Source organism: Acidovorax sp. Root267, from assembly GCF_001429215.1.
Classification (GTDB): domain Bacteria; phylum Pseudomonadota; class Gammaproteobacteria; order Burkholderiales; family Burkholderiaceae_C; genus Acidovorax; species Acidovorax radicis.
Genome location: NZ_LMJC01000031.1, coordinates 187,952 through 206,852, shown reverse-complemented (window position 1 = coordinate 206,852; position 18,901 = coordinate 187,952). Strand labels below are relative to the sequence as shown.

Sequence of the window (18,901 nt, the reverse complement as noted above, 5' to 3'; positions counted from 1 at the left end):
CCTTGCTTGTTACGGAAAGTTGTCGGGATGATAACCAAATAAAAAACGGCGTCTTCCCCAGGGGAAAACGCCGCCGCGCGACCCTGCCGGGATCAGGCGCGCTTGCTGATCACCTGATCGACGAGACCATATTCCTTGGACTCATCGGCCGACAGGAAATAGTCACGCTCGGTGTCACGCTGGATCTTCTCGAGTGGCTGGCCCGTGCGCTCGGCCAAAATCTTGTTCAGTTGCTCGCGGGTCTTGAGAATTTCGCGGGCATGGATTTCGATTTCAGTCGCCTGGCCCTGCATGCCACCCAGAGGCTGGTGAATCATGACCTTGGAGTTGGGCAGCGCAAAACGCTTGCCCTTGGCGCCGGCCGCCAGCAGGAAGGCACCCATGCTGGCCGCCATGCCGGTGCACAGGGTCGATACATCGGGTTTGATGAAGTTCATGGTGTCAAAGATCGCCATGCCAGCACTCACCGAACCGCCAGGGGAGTTGATGTAGAACGAAATGTCCTTGTCAGGATTTTCGCTCTCCAGGAACAGCAGCTGCGCTACCACCAGATTGGCGGTCTGGTCGTTGACCGGCCCCACCAGAAAAATCACACGCTCCTTGAGCAGGCGCGAGTAGATGTCATAGGACCGCTCGCCACGGCCCGACTGCTCGATGACCATGGGGACCATGCCCAGGCCTTGTATTTCCAATGCGCTCATGTTTTTCTCCAGACAAGCAGGTACTGTACCCAGAAATGAATTGGGGCTTGTGCACGAAAGCACAAGCCCCTGGCGTGTATCGGCAACAACCGGGCAATTCGGTAACAAGCCGCCCGGCCTGGGCCTATCAGCCCTGTTGGGCCATCAGTTCGTCGAAAGACACGGCCTTTTCAACCACTTTGGCCTTGCCCAGCACGAATTCGGTCACGTTGTTTTCAATCACAACGGCTTCCACTTCGGCCAGGCGCTGGCGATCGCCGAAGTACCAGCGCACCACGTCTTCTGGCTTCTCATAGCTGGCAGCCAGTTCGTCAATGTGGGCCTTGAGTTGCTCAGGCTTGGCTTGCAGTTCGTTCGCACGCACCAGCTCAGCCAGCACCAGGCCCAGGCGCACGCGGCGCTCGGCTTGGGGGCGGAACACGTCTTCAGGGATTTCGGCCTTGTCGGCGTCCTTGATGCCACGTTGCTTGAGTTCAGCGCGGGCGCCTTCGAGCAGGCGGGCGATTTCAGCCTGCACGCTGGAATTGGGCAGGTCCAGTTCGGCCTTGGACACCAGGGCGTCCATCACGGCTTGCTTGTTGCGGGCCAGCAGGCGGAACTTGACTTCGCGCTCGAGGTTTTTCTTGATATCGGCGCGCAGGCCATCCACGGAACCGTCGGCGATACCCAGCGACTTGGCCAGGGCGTCGTTCACTTCGGGCAGGTGGGCGGCTTCGATCTTCTTGATCGTGACGAGGAAGTCAGCGGTCTTACCGGCGACATCCTTGCCATGGTACTCGGCAGGAAATGCCAGAGGGAAGGTCTTGCTTTCGCCGGACTTCATGCCACGCACGGCGTCTTCAAATTCCTTGAGCATCTGGCCTTCACCCACCAGGAACTGGAAGTCTTCGGCCTTGCCGCCATCAAACGGCTCGCCGTCGATCTTGCCTTCGAAATCCACCGTGACGCGGTCACCGTCTTGTGCCGCGGCGTCGATGGCGCGCTGGGCGAAGCTGCGGCGCTGCTTGCGCAGGATGTCAATGGTCTTGTCGATGGCAGCGTCGGTCACTTCGGCCGACAGCTTTTCGACTTCCGCATCGGCCAGATCAGCGATCTTGACTTCAGGGAACACTTCGAAAATGGCGTCGAATGTGACCTGGCCTTCGGGCGCGCCTTCCTTTTCGGTGATGCGGGGCTGGCCGGCAACACGCAGGTTGGCTTCGTTGGCTGCCACGGCAAAGGCTTCGCCGACCTTGTCGTTGAGCACTTCGTACTGCACCGAATAGCCATAGCGCTGGGCCACCACGTTCATGGGCACCTTGCCAGGACGGAAACCGTCCATCTTGACCGTGCGGGCCAGGCGCTTCAGGCGCGTGTCGACTTCGGACTGGATCAGGGTGACGGGCACGCTCAGCGTAATCTTGCGCTCGAGCTTCTCAAGGGTTTCAACAGTAACGGCCATGGCTATTCCTCTTATGAATGTGGATCGTGCTGGCTGCAGCGCAGCAGCGCCGTGCTCCGCAAAGTCTCACATGGGTGGTGCGCGGGGGGGGACTCGAACCCCCACACCATTGCTGGCGTCAGGACCTAAACCTGGTGCGTCTACCAATTTCGCCACCCGCGCGGTTCTACAACAAACAAACAGGCGGCACGAACTGCCGCCTGTGTGAAATCGGTCAACCTTCTATTTTACCCTGATGCGGGCAGGGTGGGAATCAAACCCCTCCAAGGACCTCAGGCGCAGGCCGTTTGACGCGGAACCAGGCCGCATACATTGCCGGCAGCGCGAGCAGGGTCAGCACGGTGGCCACGACCAACCCACCCATGATGGCCACGGCCATCGGGCCCCAGAACACGCTGCGTGACAACGGGATCATGGCCAGCACCGCGGCGGCGGCTGTCAGCACAATGGGGCGCAGTCGGCGCACGGCGGATTCGACAATCGCATCCCACGCCGGCACGCCCCGAGCGCGGTCTTGCTCGATCTGGTCGATCAGGATCACCGAGTTGCGCTGGATCATGCCCATGAGCGCAATCACCCCCAGCAGCGCGACAAAGCCGAACGGCCGGTTGAGCAGAATCAACGCCGCCGCCACCCCCGCCAGGCCCAATGGCCCGGTCAGGAACACCAGCATCGCGCGGCTGAAGCTGTGCAGCTGCAGCATCAGCAGCGTGAAGGTGATGAACAGCATGATCGGAATGCCTGCGGCAATCGAAGCGGAGCCCTTGGAGCTTTCTTCCACGGCCCCCGCGACGTCAATGCGATAACCCGTCTGACCGGCGGCTCGCCATTTCGCCTCGATGTCCTTGAGGGCAGGCAGCAGCGCGGCCGTTACCGTGGCACCCTGCAGGCCTTCGGTCACATCGCCCTGCACGGTGATGGCGTAGTCGCGGTTCTCGCGCCACATCACACCGGGCTCCCAGGTGAACACCGGCTTGGCGATCTGCGTGAGCGGGATCGACTTGCCCGAGGCGGTGGGCAGGTAAGCGTTGGCAATGTCGGTGATGGCATTGCGCTCGTCCAGCGGCTGGCGCAGCAGGATGTCGATGAGTTTGTCCCCCTCGCGGAACTGGCCCACCTGCGTACCCGACAGGATGGTTTTGGACGCCTGGGCGATGGACTGGCTCGTCACGCCCAGTGCGCGCGCCTTGGCCTGGTCCACTTCCAGACGCAGCACCTTCACGGACTCATTCCAGTTGTCGTTCACGCCGCGCATGTTGGGGTTCTGGCGCAGCTGCGCCTTCACCTCGTCGGCACGTTCGCGCAGCACCAGCGGATCGGGCCCCACTACGCGGAACTGCACGGGATACGGCACGGGCGGCCCATTGGGCAGCAGCTTCACGCGGCCACGCACTTCCGGGAACTCCTCGGCCAGCAGCGCTGGCAGCTTCACGCGCAGCGATTCACGCACTTTCAAATCCTTGGGCACCACGATGAACTGCGACACATTGCTCTGCGGAAACACCTGGTCCAGCGGCAGGTAGAAACGGGGCACGCCCGAACCGACCCAAGTGCTGACCGTGTTCACACCCGGCTCCGACAACAGGCGCTGCTCCACCCGTTTGGTGACCTCTTCATTGCCCGCAAAGGATGTGCCCTCAGGGAACCAGATGTCCACCATGATTTCGGGTCGGCTCGAATCCGGGAAGAACTGCTGTTGTACCTGGCCCATGCCCACAATGCCCAGCGCAAAGGTCAGCACCGTGGCGCCGATGGTGAGCCAGCGGTGCAGTACGCACCAGTTCACCAAGCGGCGGAAGACGCGGTAGAACGGGCTGTCAAACACCTCGTGGGGGTCATCCGTGATGCCTTTGTTCGCCTGGGCGGCCACGACATGGGGCGGAACCTTGAGCAGCAGCGTCCCCAGATACGGAACGAAGTACACCGACACGATCCAGCTGAGCACCAGCGCGATCACCGTCACGGCAAAGATCGCGAACGTGTATTCGCCCGTCGTGGACTTGGCCAGGCCGATGGGCAAAAAGCCCGCCGCCGTGATCAACGTGCCCGTCAGCATGGGCATGGCCGTGATCTCGTAGGCGAAGGTGGCGGCACGCACCTTGTCATAGCCCTCTTCGAGCTTGAGCACCATCATTTCCACCGCAATGATCGCGTCGTCCACCAGCAGGCCCAGCGCAATGATGAGCGAGCCCAGCGAAATCTTGTGCAGGCCAATGCCCCAGTACCACATGGCCAGGAAGGTCACGGCCAGCACCAGCGGGATGGTGATGCCCACCACCAGCCCCGGGCGTGGATCGATGTACCAGCGCTTCCACAGCGGATTCTTGCCGGGGCGCTTGTGGAAACCCAGTGCGATGAAACTCACCGCCAGCACAATGACCACGGCCTCGATCAGCACCTTGACGAACTCGTTCACCGAGGTTGCCACGGCCTTGGGCTGGTCTTGCACGTTGACGAGCTTCACCCCTGCCGGCAAGGTGCTGCCGATGCGGTCGGTGGCCGCGTGCAGCGCCTTGCCCAGCGCAATGATGTCCCCGCCCTTAGCCATGGAGACACCCAGTGCAATCACCTCCTGCCCCTGGTGGCGCACCTTCACGGTGGCCGGGTCCACATAGCCGCGCTTGACTTCGGCGATATCCCCCAGGCGCAATTGCGCGCCCGACGGGCCACGGATAGGCATGGCGCGCAGGTCTTCGATGGCGTTGAACTGGCCTTCCACGCGCACCTGTACCTGGTCCTGCGGCGTTTGAATCGCGCCCGCGCTTTCCACGGCGTTTTGCTGGCCCAGCTGGGCCAGCACCTGGTTCATGTCCAGGCCCAATTGCGACAGGCGCTTTTGCGAAATTTCAATGAACAGCTTTTCGTCCTGCACGCCAAACAGCTCGACCTTGGCCACATCGGGCACGCGCAGCAGCTGTTGGCGCGCGTCATCGGCAAACTGTTTGAGTTCGGCGTAGCTGAAGCCCTCGGACTCCAGCGCGTAAATCACGCCGTAGACATCGCCAAAGTCGTCGTTGAAGAACGGGCCCTGAATGCCCTGCGGCAAGGTGTAGCGCATGTCGCCCACCTTCTTGCGCACGCTGTACCAGACGTTGGCAACCTCGCTGCCCTTGGATGAGTCCTTGATCTGGAAAATGATCTGCGACTCGCCGGGCTTGGAGTAGCTGCGGATCTTGTCCGCATACGGCACTTCCTGCAGCGTGCGCTCGATCTTGTCGGTGACCTGCTCGGCCACCTGCTGCGCCGTGGCGCCGGGCCAGTAGGTGCGCACCACCATGGCGCGGAAGGTGAAGGGCGGGTCTTCGTCCTGCCCCAGTTGAAAATAGGCGGCAAAGCCCAGCAGCATCAGCACCACCATCAGGTAACGCGTCAGGGCGGGATGGTCGAGCGCCCACTTGGAGAGGTTGAACCCCTCTTTGGGTTGTACTTGCGTCATGGCCGGCCTCAGTTGGCAGTGGAAGCTGCGGGTGCCGCAGCCGTGGCGGCCGCAGCAGCGGATGCGACGGGCACCGCAGGCATTGCTACCGGATTGGTAGCTGTCTGCGCTTTATTGGCGGGCGCTGAGGCCACTTTTGGCTGATAAACCAGCACCTTCTGGCCGGGCGAGAGCACATGCACGCCCGTGGCCACCACCTGCATGCCAGGCGCCAGGCCCGCAGCCACCACGGCCTCGTTGCCATCGGCCGTCGCGATCTGCACCACTTGCGACTTCACCGTGCTGCTGGCTGGGTCGTACACCCACACGGCCGTGGACTGGCCCTCCTGGCGCAGCGCGCTGGTGGGCAGCTTGATGGCCGGAATGCCCGCGTGGCTGAGGGCCTTGGGCATGACATACACCGTGGCGCCCAGCGCAGGCGCGTCTGCACCATCAATGGCCACCTTGACTTGGTAGGTGCGCGTGGCAGCGTCGGCACTGGCCGCCACCTCACGCACGCGGCCTGTCAGATTGGCGCCGCCGGACCAGCCACGCACCGCCACTTCGGAGCCTTGTGTGATCTGCGCCACCTTGTCTTCGGGCACCGCAAACACCACGTCGCGGGGGCCGTCCTGCGCAATGCGCACCACGGGGGTTCCGGCCGACACCACCTGCCCCGGCTCGGCATCGATCCCCGTCACCACGCCGGACACGTCGGCCACCAACGTGGTGTAGGCCGCCTGGTTGCCTTGCGATGACAGCTGCGCGCGGGCCTGGTCCAGCGTGGCTTGCGCGGCTTTCAGCGTCGCGTCACGGCGCTCCAGCTCGGCGCCGCTGATGAAATTCTGGTCCTTCAGGGTCTGGTAGCGCTTGTAGTCGGCAGCAGCCAGGTCACGCTGCGTGGTGGCCGAGGCCAGTTGCGCACGCGCGGCGTCGGTGGCCAGCTGGTAGTCCTTGGGGTCCAGCTGGGCCAGCACCTCTCCGGCGCGTACCCGCTGGCCCAGTTCGGCCTGGCGCTTGACGATCTTGCCCGCCACGCGAAAGCCCAGACGTGACTCCACACGCGCCCGCACCTCGCCCGAATACTCCAGGCTGGACTGCAGCGCGCCCACTCCCACGGTCAACAATTTGACGGAGCGCACAGGCTCTTCGGGCGGCGCAGGGCGCGAGCAGGCGGCCAGCAAAGCCGCTGTGGCCAGCACGAGCAGGGTCCGGGAGTGCCGTTGAAGAGGCCGCGAGGCGGAGGGTGTGCGCATGGGAAATCCGGTGAATAAAGAAGGGCTACAAGGGGGCTGCACGCAAAACGCAGGCACGAATGCCTGCGCTGCAACGGGTACGGGCCAGCCTCCTTGTCCCTGAATGAATTGGTTTTTTTGATTACTGACTGACCGGTTAGTAATCTATGAGAAGCACCCCGCCTTGTCAAGCGACAATCCGGGGTGTGAACGACCAACCCAGCCCCCCCTCACCTTCGGCCCGTGGCGCTGCGACCTCCGCTCCACCGCCGCCCCTGCCTTCCCGACACGATAAAACTGCCGCGTTGGCCGCCCCTGTCACACACTACGAAAATTTCCCGGTCGCGTCCCTGCTGTGCCCGCCCCACCTGCGCCAGCCCATTGCCGCCATCTACGGCTTTGCACGCACCGCCGATGACATTGCGGACGAAGGCGACGCCCCGGCCGCCACCCGCCTGGCCGACCTGGCCGCCTACCATGCCGACCTGATGGCCATCGCGCAAGGCCAGCCGCCTTCGCCGCGCTGGGCGAGCGTGTTCCTGCCGCTGGAATCGGTGCTGCGCGGCCACCAATTGCCCGTGCCGCTGCTGGCAGACCTGCTCAGCGCCTTTGCCCAGGACGTCGAAAAAACCCGCGACGCCGAAGGCTACGCCGACCGCACCGAGTTGCTGGACTACTGCCGCCGCTCGGCCAACCCCGTGGGCCGCCTGCTGCTGCATCTGTACGGCGTGACGGACACCCAGGCGCTGGAAGAAAGCGACGCCATCTGCACCGCGCTGCAACTGATCAACTTCTGGCAGGACCTCTCCGTGGACATCCCCCGGGGCCGCCACTACCTGCCCCGCGCCGACTGCGCTGCCCACGGTGCCTGCCAGGCCGAGTTGCTGGCGTTGCAAAACACGCCCGAAAACATCCGCCTCGTCACCGACTGCGCCCAATGGGCCCGTGCCAGCATGCAGAGCGGAGCCCCACTGGTGCATCGCCTGCCTGGCCGAGCCGGATGGGAACTGCGGCTGGTGGTGCAGGGCGGCCTGCGCATCCTCGACAAGGTGGATGCGCTGCGCGGCGGCAGCCTGCACACGCGCCCGCGCCTTCGAGGCTGGGACTGGTGCGTGATGCTGGGCCGGGCGCTGGTGATGTAGCGATAGCGCAAGCGACCAGGCCGAGCAGGCCATACAAACAGCGCGGCGCACACTCGGGCACCAGCCAACGGCCACACGATCACCCAACCGGGGAGGAAGCATCCCGTGTCATACAGACACCTCTTCAAGGTCCTCCAGTGGGGACTGATCCTCTTTTGCCTCTGTTTTGCAATGGTGGGCGGCACGGTGGCCGAGCGCCTGCTGGAGCTGCTGCAATGCCAGCCGCACGCCAATCCCGCGCTGCGCAGCTGCTCCTGGCTGCCCAATGCGCTGGGCCTGAGACTCACGCCGTTTCTTTCGGCCGGGGGTATTTCGGACTACCCCTTTGTACTGCTGCACAACTTCTGGGCGCTGATCGCGCTGTGGGTGCTCGCGCTGGTGGCCACGCACCGGGCTGCACGCCATGCCGCCAGCGCGGCTGCGATGCCGGGACGCAGCCAAGCGCGCCGCGCCAGGGTCAACGGCGCTGACATCGCGCGCTGGGCATCACGCGCTGCCTTCTGGACACTGCTGCTCGGGCTCATCGGCTTTTGCGTGGCCTTCGGCACGCCCATACTGGGCAACCGGATGGCGCTGGAGGTGCTGGGCGCCCTGGGCTGCTCGCCAGGCAGTTTCGATCCCTTCTCGTCACCCTGCATGTCGGCCCCGGGGTTCTGGACACACCGCCTCGCGCTCTACGTTATCCCGCTCGCAGGCCCCCTGTTGGCGCCGGTGTGGCTGGTCATGGCGTTCTGGGATGTGCTGCTGGCGTGGGCCCTGCTCACGGTGGCCGCCTATTTCCTCCAAACCCATCTGGCAACACGCGCCCCGCAGCCCTAAGCCGATGCCAGCCACGCGCAGAAGGCCACCGAGGCCGGGTCCTGCGCTGCACGCGCGGGCCGTAGCCAGCAATAGTTCTTCTCGCCCGACAGCAGCTCTGGGAACGGCATGACCAGCAAGCCACTGGCGAGCGCATCGCCTAGAAAGCGCGGATTGCCCAGCGCCACCCCCAGGCCCTGGATGGCGGCCTGCACGCTCAGGTGTGCGTGGTCAAACACCAAATCGCCCAAGGGCTGCAGGCCAGGAGCCCCCGCCCTTTCCAGCCACTGCTGCCAGACCAAGGGTGTGGATCGGCTGTGCAGCAGCGTGTGCTGCGCAAGCCCTTGGGGCGACAGCATGGCCTTGGCGCCCGCCAGCATGGCAGGACTGCACACGGGCGTGAACTGCTCGGGGATGAACGCCTCCAGGCTGACGCCTCGCCAGCCCGCGCGCTCGGGCAACGCTGCCAATTCACTGTCGGCAAAGCAGCGGATCGACACGTCGTACTGCGCAGGCTCAAAATCCAGGTGCCCTACCGTGGTGACCAGCTGCACATCCAGCCCCGGCATCTGCGCGCAAAAGCCTGCGAGCCGAGGGATCAGCCATTGCGAGGACAACGTGGACGTGGCATTCACCACGAGCGTGTTGCGCCGCGTGAGCCGCTCGATGCCTGCCGTGGACTGCGCCATCAGGTCCAGCGCACCCGTCAGCCCGGGCAGCAACGCCGCCCCTGCGGTGGTCAGTGCCAGCCGCCGTCCGTCGCGCGCCACCAGCGCCACGCCCAGCCATTCCTCCAGGGCCTTGATCTGGTGGCTCACCGCGCTTTGCGTGACGCTCAGCTCACGCGCAGCGTGGGTCACGCTCAGCAACCGCCCCGCCGCCTCAAAGGCACGCAGCATGTTCAGAGGCGGCAAACGGCGCGGGCCGCTGGCACCACCTGGACCGGACGCGACAACGCTGCTGCCACCTTTGGCATGAGTTGAATTCATGATTTAAGGAAATATTGTCGATAGTCAGCTGCCACTTTGCTTCGTACGATCTGCGGCATGCCTGGAAAAAAGCCAACCGACTGGATAGATTTACTCATTATGTGCCGGGTGTGCACCGCACCCCTGACCCCACCAATGCCCCCACCCCCACAGGCCCCGGCACGCCAGCCGCGCACTCCGCTCAGGCGATGGGCAAGCACCCAAGCCGCGAGGATTTTGGGCTGGTGCAAAAGGCTGCCATGGAAGCCCCGCCACGGCAGCCCCGCATGACGGGCGCGCAGGGCACGCGGGCCATCGGCGGCCACTGCTCCTATCGGCCCCCACCGAGCCACGCCGCCGAAACCCCTGCACCCTCACCACTGCACGTGTGCGTGCGGCATGCATCCACCACGCTCTCCGTCTGCATCACCTACCCTGCAGGCACGCCACTGGCCAGCCCACTACCAGACACCGGTGGCCAATTCACTCTGATGTGCAACGCCGCCGAGCGCCTGCTACAGGAGGCCGGCGCTGGCCGAGAACACATCCTGTCGTGCGAAGTTTTTGCGCGCGGGCCCTTCACCAGCGCTGCGCTTGGGGCCCTGCTGCATCCATGGTCCGTGCGCCCCCGCATCACGCGGCAGCCTCCGCCCACGGCACCCCAGGCTGTGATGTACCTGGCGCTGGTGGCGACCCGGCCCGCTGCACTGTAAGAAACATTCATGGGCAACAAGCGCAGCCACGCCAGCGTGGTTTAACAGCAGAAAATTTGAATGAAAACTGCCCCTACCGCTTAACTATATTCATTTGTTTGCTATCAATATTGAAATACCTCACTCTATCCGGTGCATGGGCAGACCGCCCCAGACCGCGACACCCCAGGGATTACGCGTGTGCCGGCCGGGCCCTGCGCGGTTAGCCTCGCGCCCACTCCAGCACCAAGAGTGCAGGCAGTGCGAAGGATGTTGTTGTCTTGAGACCAGCGATGGCGCCACCCGCGCCATCGCTGCTTTCCATGCCTCCAGGGCATCCACGCATCCCAGGAACCTACCCGGTAGCCCCAAACCATGTCCGTCAGCGTTTTCGACCTCTTCAAGATCGGCATCGGCCCATCCAGCTCCCACACCGTGGGCCCCATGATTGCAGCGCGGCAATTTGCCTGCCATCTGCGCGACACCCTGGGCCTGGCCGCCGTGCACCATGTCACTGTCGAGCTGTTCGGCTCGCTGTCCGCCACCGGTGTGGGCCATGGCACCGACAAGGCCGTATTGCTGGGCCTGGCGGGGCATGAACCCGACCAGATGGACCCCGATCAGATCACCCCGGTCGTTACCGACATCCGCACCCGCCAAACGCTGGCCCTGCTGGGCGAACACCCGGTGCCGTTTGTCGACAAAGAGCACCTGCTGTTCCGCCGCAAAAGCCTGCCACTGCACCCCAACGGCATGGCGTTTCATGCGTTTGGCGCGCAAGGCACCGAGATAGCGGCATGCGAGTACTACTCGGTGGGCGGCGGCTTTGTGGTCGACGCGGCAGGCGAGCGGGTGCTCAATCTGGCCGCCACTCCTGCGACCGGCGCCGAAGGCCATGGCCGTGGCCTTCCCTACCCATTTCGCACGGGCGCCGAGCTGCTGGCCCAGTGCCAGGCCACCGGCCTCTCCCCGGCGCAACTCATGGCCGCCAACGAGGAGCATTGGCGCAGCGCCGCTGAGGTACGGCGCCAGCTGCTGGCCATCTGGAGAACGATGGCGGGGGCCGTGCAACGCGGCTGCGCCAGCACCGGCACCCTGCCCGGCCCCATGCACGTGCGCCGCCGCGCGGCCGAGCTGCACAAAAGCCTCAGCACCCAGCCCGAAGCCGCGCTGCGCGACCCGCTCTCCATGCTCGACTGGGTGAACCTCTACGCCATGGCCGTCAACGAAGAAAACGCCGCTGGGGGCCGCGTGGTGACGGCGCCCACCAACGGCGCGGCCGGCGTGATACCGGCCGTGCTGCATTACTACGTCAACTTCCTGCAAGGCCCGATCCCTGCCAACGACGACGGGATCGCCACCTTTTTGCTGACCGCAGGCGCCATCGGCATCATCTACAAAGAAAACGCATCCCTTTCCGGCGCCGAGGTCGGCTGCCAGGGTGAGGTGGGCGTAGCCTGCTCCATGGCCGCCGGTGCGCTGGCTGCCGTGATGGGTGGCAGCCCAGAGCAGATCGAAAACGCCGCCGAGATCGGCATGGAGCACAACCTGGGCATGACCTGCGACCCGGTAGGCGGCCTGGTGCAGATCCCCTGCATCGAACGCAACGCCATGGGCGCCATCAAGGCCATCAACGCCGCCCGCATGGCCCTGCGCGGCGACGGCCAGCACGTGGTTTCGCTCGACAAGGTCATCAAGACCATGATGCAGACCGGTGCGGACATGAAGGTGAAGTACAAGGAGACTTCGCGTGGAGGGCTTGCGGTGAACGTTGTGGAATGCTGACCACTTGCTGACAAATTCTGCATCACCGCAAAGTCTGGAGCACAATCTGTCACCTTCGCGACACCGCCACAAAATCTGCTGGAGGATCTGATGCGCGAGGTCATTCACTCCCCTTGCCATGTACTTGCGTATCTTGCTGCGAACCTTTTTCGTCTTTGTTTTTTGCCTTCACAACCCGCTTGGCGCCTGGGCTCAGGACACCCTCTCCATGGTGGCCAAAACCGGCGAATTGCGCTTGGGCCATCGGGACAATTCGCGCCCGTTTTCGTATCGGGACCCCGCAACGGGCCAGGTGATGGGCTACTCCGTGGACATCTGCACGAAGATCTATGACGAGGTAAAAAAAGAACTCAAGCGCCCCGACCTCAGGTTGACCTATGTGCTGGTCGACGGGAAAAACCGCCTGAGCGACCTGAAGAACCGCACGGTGGACCTTGAGTGCGGCACCACCACCAATACCGCCGAGCGCCAGAAGGAAATAGCCTTCAGCCATCACATTTTTATTGCCACCACTGCGTTCGTAGTCCGCAAGGACTCGGGCATCAAGACCCTGGATGATCTGCAGGGCAAGCGCATTGCGGTGGAACGCAAAACGACGAACGATAGCCTGCTGGTGGCCAACGAACGCACTTTCCATCGCAAGTTCGTCTACGTGTTGGTAGACAGTGCACAACAGAGCCTGGCCGCCCTCACACGGGGTGAGGCCGACGCAGCGTTTGCCGACGACGCCAGCCTCTGGGTGCCAATGACGCAATTGGGAAAGTCGATGGGCGAATACCACTTTCTGGAAAAACGGCTGTCGATGGAGCCCTACAGCATCGGCTTGCGCCGCGATGACCCGAGGTTCAAGGACCTGGTGGATCGCGTAACGCGGCGGACTATCCAAAGCGGTGAAATGTCAGCGCTGTACAAGAAATGGTTCAACTCTGACCAGGGGGTGCTGCCCATGAGCGCCTTCATGCGCGAGGCACTCAAGCGCCCGAGCGACGTAGGGGTAGAGCAGATCGCTTTTTGACGGAGATAGGCCAAGTGCGGCCTCTCTCGTAGGGCCGGAGGCCATGGGACAATCCCGCCCCATGACACCACAGCAGTACGTACAGCAAAAGGCCGTCGCCTCGGGCAGCAGCTTCTACTACGCCTTCCTGTTCCTCCCCGCGCCACGCCGCGCGGCCATCACGGCGTTCTACGCGTTTTGCCGCGAAGTGGACGATGTGGTCGATGAAGTGACCGACCCCGGCGTGGCACGCACCAAGCTGGCCTGGTGGCAGGCTGAAGTGGCCAAGGCCTATGCGGGCCAGCCCACGCACCCTGTGATGCAGGCACTAATGCCACACACAGGTGAATACGGCATCGAGCAGCGCCACCTGCAGGCCGTGATTGACGGCTGCCAGATGGACCTGGAGCAAACACGCTACCTCGACTTTGCAGGCCTCAAGGGCTACTGCCACCTCGTGGCCGGCATCGTGGGCGAAGTCACGGCGCGCATCTTCGGCCAGACCGACGAGCGCACCACCCACTACGCCCACACGCTGGGCCTGGCGTTCCAGCTCACCAACATCATCCGCGACGTGGGCGAAGACGCCATGCTGGGCCGCATCTATTTGCCGGTGAGCGAGCTGCAGCAGTTCGACGTGAAGGCGCATGAGATCCTCAAGCGCACCTACTCCGACCGCTTCACCGCGCTGATGCGTTTTCAGGCCGGGCGTGCGCACCGCCTGTACGACGAAGCCTTTGCCCTGCTGCCCGATGCCGACCGCCGGGCACAGAAACCCGGTCTCATGATGGCCAGCATCTACCGGACCTTGCTGCGCGAGATCGAGCACGAAAACTTCCAGGTGCTGCACCAGCGCATCAAACTCACGCCGCTGCGCAAGTTCTGGCTCGCGTGGAAGGTCCAGGCCCTCGGCCGGATGTAGTGGCAGTGCCGCAGCGCCTATGAAAGTCGCCATCGTCGGTGCCGGCTGGGCCGGCATGGCTGCGGCCATTGCACACGCACAGGCAGGCCGCCAGGTCACCGTGTTTGAAGCCGCGCGCACTGTGGGCGGCCGCGCGCGCGCTGTGCCTGCCGTCCAGCCCGACGACACCCCCATCACGCTCGACAACGGCCAGCACATCCTCATCGGCGCCTACACCGAAAGCCTGCGGCTGATGCGGCTGGTGGGTGTGAACCCTGACACTGCGCTGCTGCGCCTGCCGCTCACGCTGCAGTTTCCCGATGGCCAGGGCCTGCAGTTGCCCGATCTGCCCCCGCCGCTGGATGCACTGCTCGGCATCGTCCATGCAAAAGGCTGGAGCTGGCGCGACAAGCTGGCGCTGCTGCGCACCGCCACGGCGTGGCAGCTGCGCGGTTTTCGCTGCGAGCCCACCACCTCGGTGGCCGAGTTGTGCGCGCCGCTCACGCCGCGCCTGATGGCCGAGTTCATCGACCCGCTGTGCGTGTCGGCGCTGAACACCCCGGCCCGCGAAGCCAGCGGCCAAGTGTTTCTACGGGTGCTGCAGGACAGCCTGTTCAGCGGGCGCGGTGGCTCCAACCTGCTGCTGCCCCGCGCGGACCTGGGTGCCCTGTTCCCCGAGCCCGCCGCACGTTGGCTGGGCCACCACGGCGGCACGATAGTCACCGGGCAACGGGTGCAGCGGCTGCAACCGCAGCCGGGCGGGCGCTGGCAAGTGGTGTGCGCGAGCAGCAATACCAGCGCCGCAAACAGTAGCCCCGACGTGTTCGACCACATCACCCTGGCCTGCCCTTCGTGGGAGGCGAGCCGGCTTGTGGCAGGCGTGGCCAGCATTGCAGGGCTGGCCAGTGCCAGCCCATGGAGTACCCAGGCCGGTGCCCTGCGCTTTGAAGCCATCACCACCGTCTATGCCAGCGCCCCCGGGGTGCGCCTGCCATTGCCCATGCTGGCGCTGCGCAATACCGCCGAACACCCCGCGCAGTTCGTGTTCGACCGGGGCCAGCTGGATGGCACCCACGGCTTGCTGGCCTTTGTGGTCAGTGCCAGTGACGGAGACCGCTTGCAGATTGAACAACAGGTGCTGCAGCAGGCAGCCACCCAACTGGGCATATCGACCCTGCAGCCCGTGCAGACCGTGGTCGAAAAACGCGCCACCTTTGCCTGCACGCCCGGCCTGCAGCGGCCCGGCATGCAGGTGCTGCCGGGGCTGACGGCCTGCGGCGACTACGTGGATGGCCCCTACCCCGCCACGCTGGAAGGTGCTGTACTCAGTGGTACGGCGGTCGCAACACTGCCCTGACCGTCTGGGCCAAAGCCCCTTTGCACCGAGGACATCGGGAAAACCCCAGGCCGACTGACAGCATTCCGAAAGCACGCAGCGCGCACCATGGCATCTGGTAACGCCTTGATGGCTTTCACGGAGACAACCATGCTGTTCGACAACCACCTTTCCCATACCCTCCACCCCACCCGCCGCCATCTGTTGGGCGCGGGCGGCGCATTGGCAATGGGCGGCCTCCTGCCCACGCTGGCATCGGCCCAGGCCGCCTGGCCCGCCAAATCGATCCGCTTCGTGGTGCCTTTTGCACCGGGCGGAAGCTCCGAGATCGTGGCGCGCTCCACGGCGGCCGAACTCAGCAAGACCCTGGGGCAAAGCGTGTACGTGGACAACAAGCCCGGCGCCGCTGGCAACATCGCCATGGGCGAAGTGGCCCGTGCGGAAGACCAGCACACGCTGATCCTGGGCCACATCGGCACGCTGGCCGTGAACCCTTTCATCTTCGACAAGCTGCCCTACGACGCCAACAAGGACTTCAAGCCCGTGAGCCTGCTGGCCAAGGTGCCCAGTCTGTACGTGGTGCACCCCGATGTACCCGCCAAGAATCTCAAGGAGTTCATCGCCTACGTGAAGAAGAACCCGGGCAAGTTCAGCTACGGCTCGGCCGGCAACGGCAGCGCGGGGCACCTGGCGTTTGAATACCTCAAGATGACCGCCGACATCTTCATGCTGCACGTGCCCTACCGGGGTACCGGCCCCATGATGACCGACCTGCTCTCGGGCCGCCTTGACGCCGCATCCGTGGGCGCTGCGGCCATGCTGCCGTTCATCAAATCGGGCAAGGTGCGCTGCATCGCCACGGGCTCGGCCAAGCGCCTGCCACAACTGCCCGACGTGGCGACCGTGGCCGAACAGGGCTTTCCAGGTTTTGAGATGACCCAGTGGTACGGCATGCTGGCCCCCGCCAACCTGGCGCCGGCACACCTTGACAAGCTGGCGGCCGAAACCGCCAAGGCCGTCAAGGCCCCCGCCTCGCTGGAGCGCCTGAACGGTGACGCCGCCGAAGCGATTGGCGGCACGCCAGCCCAGTTTGCACAGTTCATTGCGGCCGAGCAGGAGCGCTGGAAAAAAGTGCTGCTGCGGGCCAAGGTCAAACCCGACTAAGAGGCCAAGGGGAACGCCAGCCGTGGCCGTCGCCTTGGAGCCCGCCCATTTCAAAAGTCTCCGGTCCTACGCAGGCGCACCAAGCACACTCTAGCGGCATTAGCATCCCCCCATGCGCATCCTCCTGGCCGAAGACGAACACAGCCTGGGCACCTGGCTCAGCCGTGCACTGGAGCATGCGGGCATCCAGGTGGAATGGGTGAACGATGGGCGCCTGGCCGACCGGGCCCTGCAGCAGCACGACAACTACGACGCCCTGGTGCTCGACCTGGGCCTGCCCGGGCTGGACGGCCAGGCCGTGCTGCAGCGCCTGCGCGACCGCGACCAGCGCCTGCCCGCGCTGATCCTGACCGCACGCGACTCGCTGGACGAGCGCGTGCGCTCGCTCAACGCCGGAGCCGACGACTTTCTGGCCAAACCGTTTGAGCTGGCCGAGCTGGAAGCCCGCCTGCACGCCCTGGTGCGCCGCGCACGCGGCAACGAACACCCGCGCCTGGCCTGTGGCGCACTGGTGTACGACAACGCGCGCAAACAGTTCACGCTGCACGGCGAGCCGCTGGCCTTGTCGCCGCGCGAGCATGCGGTGCTGCGCGTGCTGGTGCAGCGCAGCGGCGAGCCGTTCTCCAAGCAGCAGATTCTGGACCGCGTGTTCTCCGACGACGAAGACGTGCACCCCGAGGCGGTGGAGGTGTTTGTGCACCGCCTGCGCAAGCGGCTCGATGGCAGTGGTGTGCGCATCACCACCCTGCGCGGCCTAGGGTACGCGCTCGAATCCAGTGATGTGGCGCCCCCCTGAGACGCAGCGCGTCTTCCCCCCTCGGGGGGGACGCCACCGGTGGGCTGGCAAAACCAGTTCCACGGTGGCATTGGCCTGGGCCGCGCCAGTGCGCACGATTGCGCCCATCTGCCGGAGACCGGCGTGAAGGGCATGCGTCTGTTCCAACGTCTGCGCCGGGCCAGCCTGTGGCGGCTTTTGGCTGTGCTGCTGCTGCCGCTGCTGGCCGTGGTCACGGGCGTGGAGCTGTGGATGACGCGGCACGATGCGCTGGAGGCGGCCAATGCGGCCTACGACCGCTCGCTGCTCGGGGCACTCAAATCCATCGACGCCAACATCTCCACGGCATCGGGCGGCCTGTCGGCCGAGCTGCCTTACACCATGCTCGAATTTTTTGAACTCACGGCCAGCGGGCCGGTGTACTTCCGGGTGGCCTCGTCCGATGGCCTGGTCGAGCTTGGCAATGCCGACCTCCCCCTGCCGCCCGGCCCGCTGGAACCCGGAGTGCCCCGCTTCTACGACGCCACCTACTTTGGCGAATCCGTGCGGCTGGCCGCTTATCGCCGCGCGGTAGAAGCCGCAGCCCCTGGGCCCGACGCCGGCAGCGTGCTGGTGCAGGTGGCCGAAAGCACCCACTCGCGGCAGGAGTTCACCCGCCGGTTTGTGCGCCGGGCTGCCCTGCGCGACGCTCTGGTGCTGGCGCTCATGGTGCTGGGTACCGCCGCCACGCTGGCAGTGGCGCTGCGCCCCCTGGCGCGCCTGGCCCGCGAGGTACAGGCGCGCAACCCCGACGACATGACCCCCATGGCCGACACCAACCTGCCCGCCGACATCCGTCCCCTGGTGGCAGCTGCCAACCAACAGATGGCGCGCACGCAGGACCTGGTGGCGCAGCAGCGGCAGTTTCTGGACGACGCCTCGCACCAGCTGCGCACCCACCTCACCACCCTGCAGATGCAGATCGACTACGCCCGGCGCGAGGCCGATGCGACCCAGGTGCAACACACGCTGGATGCCATCGGTGGCGAGATCGCGCGCGCCACCCGCAGCACGCAGCAGCTGCTGGCCTTGGGCCGCAGCGACACGGCGGCGGTCGAACTGGCCCCTTTCGACCTCGCGGCCCTGCTGCGCACCGTGGCGCTGGAGCTATTGCCCCGTGCCCGCGCGCGGCAGATCGACTTTGGCATCCACACCCCCACGCCGGAGTTCATGGCGGTGGCCGACAGCGGCCTGCTGCGCGAGGCGTTGACCAACCTGGCAGCCAACGCGATTGCCTACACACCCGCGCACGGCACGGTCACCGTATCCGCTGCGGGCGACGGCCTGGGCTGGAGCGTCAGCGTGGAAGACAACGGCCCCGGCCTGCCCGCCAGCGAACGCAATGCGCTGGGCCAGCGCTACCGGCGCGGCTCGCAAGCGGCTGCGGGCGGGTCGGGCCTGGGCCTGGCGATTGCGCGGTCCATCGCCGAACGGCACCGGGGCACCCTGCGGCTGGAAGACCGCGCGGGAGGCCCCGGCCTGCTGGCCATCCTGTGGTGGCCACGTCCCTGATGT

At 65.2% G+C, this 18,901-nt stretch carries 15 protein-coding genes and 1 tRNA gene; 10 read left to right on the top strand and 6 right to left on the bottom strand.

Annotated features, from left to right (window positions below):
* Positions 1 to 92: 92 nt before the first annotated feature.
* The 5 genes from clpP to ASE39_RS21325 form a co-directional block, all read right to left on the bottom strand.
* Positions 93 to 701 carry an ATP-dependent Clp endopeptidase proteolytic subunit ClpP gene (gene clpP / locus ASE39_RS21345; RefSeq protein ID WP_010460564.1) on the bottom strand — a complete coding sequence of 203 codons (609 nt, stop codon included), beginning with the start codon at positions 699 to 701 and terminating at the stop codon, positions 93 to 95.
* A 127-nt stretch (positions 702 to 828) separates the two neighbouring features.
* Entirely contained in the window at positions 829 to 2,142 is a 1,314-nt protein-coding gene (gene tig, locus ASE39_RS21340; RefSeq protein WP_010460561.1) for a trigger factor, read from the bottom strand.
* 75 nt (positions 2,143 to 2,217) lie between these two features.
* A tRNA-Leu gene (locus tag ASE39_RS21335) sits at positions 2,218 to 2,304 on the bottom strand.
* Between the two features lie 91 nt (positions 2,305 to 2,395).
* Entirely contained in the window at positions 2,396 to 5,578 is a 3,183-nt protein-coding gene (locus tag ASE39_RS21330; protein WP_010460558.1) for an efflux RND transporter permease subunit, read from the bottom strand.
* Between the two features lie 8 nt (positions 5,579 to 5,586).
* The gene (locus ASE39_RS21325; protein ID WP_057272448.1) at positions 5,587 to 6,813 is read right to left on the bottom strand and encodes an efflux RND transporter periplasmic adaptor subunit; all 1,227 of its coding nucleotides are present in this window, start codon (positions 6,811 to 6,813) and stop codon (positions 5,587 to 5,589) included.
* A 284-nt stretch (positions 6,814 to 7,097) separates the two neighbouring features.
* Between ASE39_RS21325 and hpnC the strand changes: the two genes are divergently transcribed.
* Both hpnC and ASE39_RS21315 read left to right on the top strand, forming a co-directional pair.
* A complete protein-coding gene (gene hpnC, locus ASE39_RS21320) occupies positions 7,098 to 7,934 on the top strand; it encodes a squalene synthase HpnC (protein WP_199864318.1) in 837 nt (278 codons plus the stop codon).
* 105 nt (positions 7,935 to 8,039) lie between these two features.
* On the top strand, positions 8,040 to 8,753 hold the full coding sequence (locus ASE39_RS21315; protein WP_242421525.1) for a hypothetical protein: 714 nt from the start codon (positions 8,040 to 8,042) through the stop codon (positions 8,751 to 8,753).
* On the opposite strand, the gene ASE39_RS21310 is transcribed toward ASE39_RS21315, so the two are convergent.
* The gene (locus ASE39_RS21310) at positions 8,750 to 9,631 is read right to left on the bottom strand and encodes a LysR substrate-binding domain-containing protein (protein WP_057272446.1); all 882 of its coding nucleotides are present in this window, start codon (positions 9,629 to 9,631) and stop codon (positions 8,750 to 8,752) included. The genes ASE39_RS21315 and ASE39_RS21310 overlap by 4 nt on opposite strands.
* Positions 9,632 to 9,831: 200 nt before the next feature.
* Between ASE39_RS21310 and ASE39_RS21305 the strand changes: the two genes are divergently transcribed.
* The 8 genes from ASE39_RS21305 (at position 9,832) to ASE39_RS21270 (ending at position 18,898) form a co-directional block, all read left to right on the top strand.
* Positions 9,832 to 10,413, top strand: coding sequence for a hypothetical protein (locus ASE39_RS21305; protein WP_057272445.1), 582 nt, complete (start codon positions 9,832 to 9,834; stop codon positions 10,411 to 10,413).
* A gap of 354 nt (positions 10,414 to 10,767) precedes the next feature.
* Entirely contained in the window at positions 10,768 to 12,177 is a 1,410-nt protein-coding gene (locus ASE39_RS21300; RefSeq protein ID WP_057272444.1) for an L-serine ammonia-lyase, read from the top strand.
* A 118-nt stretch (positions 12,178 to 12,295) separates the two neighbouring features.
* A complete protein-coding gene (locus ASE39_RS21295) occupies positions 12,296 to 13,192 on the top strand; it encodes an amino acid ABC transporter substrate-binding protein (RefSeq protein WP_242421524.1) in 897 nt (298 codons plus the stop codon).
* A gap of 61 nt (positions 13,193 to 13,253) precedes the next feature.
* Positions 13,254 to 14,093: a presqualene diphosphate synthase HpnD gene (hpnD, locus tag ASE39_RS21290; RefSeq protein WP_057272443.1), complete on the top strand. Its 840-nt coding sequence runs from the start codon at positions 13,254 to 13,256 to the stop codon at positions 14,091 to 14,093.
* Positions 14,094 to 14,112: 19 nt separating this feature from the next.
* Positions 14,113 to 15,429, top strand: a complete 1,317-nt coding sequence (gene hpnE / locus ASE39_RS21285; RefSeq protein WP_057272442.1) for a hydroxysqualene dehydroxylase HpnE — start codon at positions 14,113 to 14,115, stop codon at positions 15,427 to 15,429.
* A 129-nt stretch (positions 15,430 to 15,558) separates the two neighbouring features.
* Positions 15,559 to 16,572, top strand: coding sequence for a tripartite tricarboxylate transporter substrate binding protein (locus tag ASE39_RS21280; RefSeq protein WP_010460540.1), 1,014 nt, complete (start codon positions 15,559 to 15,561; stop codon positions 16,570 to 16,572).
* Between the two features lie 112 nt (positions 16,573 to 16,684).
* Positions 16,685 to 17,368 carry a response regulator gene (locus tag ASE39_RS21275; protein ID WP_010460538.1) on the top strand — a complete coding sequence of 228 codons (684 nt, stop codon included), beginning with the start codon at positions 16,685 to 16,687 and terminating at the stop codon, positions 17,366 to 17,368.
* A gap of 132 nt (positions 17,369 to 17,500) precedes the next feature.
* Positions 17,501 to 18,898, top strand: a complete 1,398-nt coding sequence (locus ASE39_RS21270; protein ID WP_057272540.1) for a sensor histidine kinase — start codon at positions 17,501 to 17,503, stop codon at positions 18,896 to 18,898.
* The last annotated feature ends 3 nt before the right edge of the window (positions 18,899 to 18,901 follow it).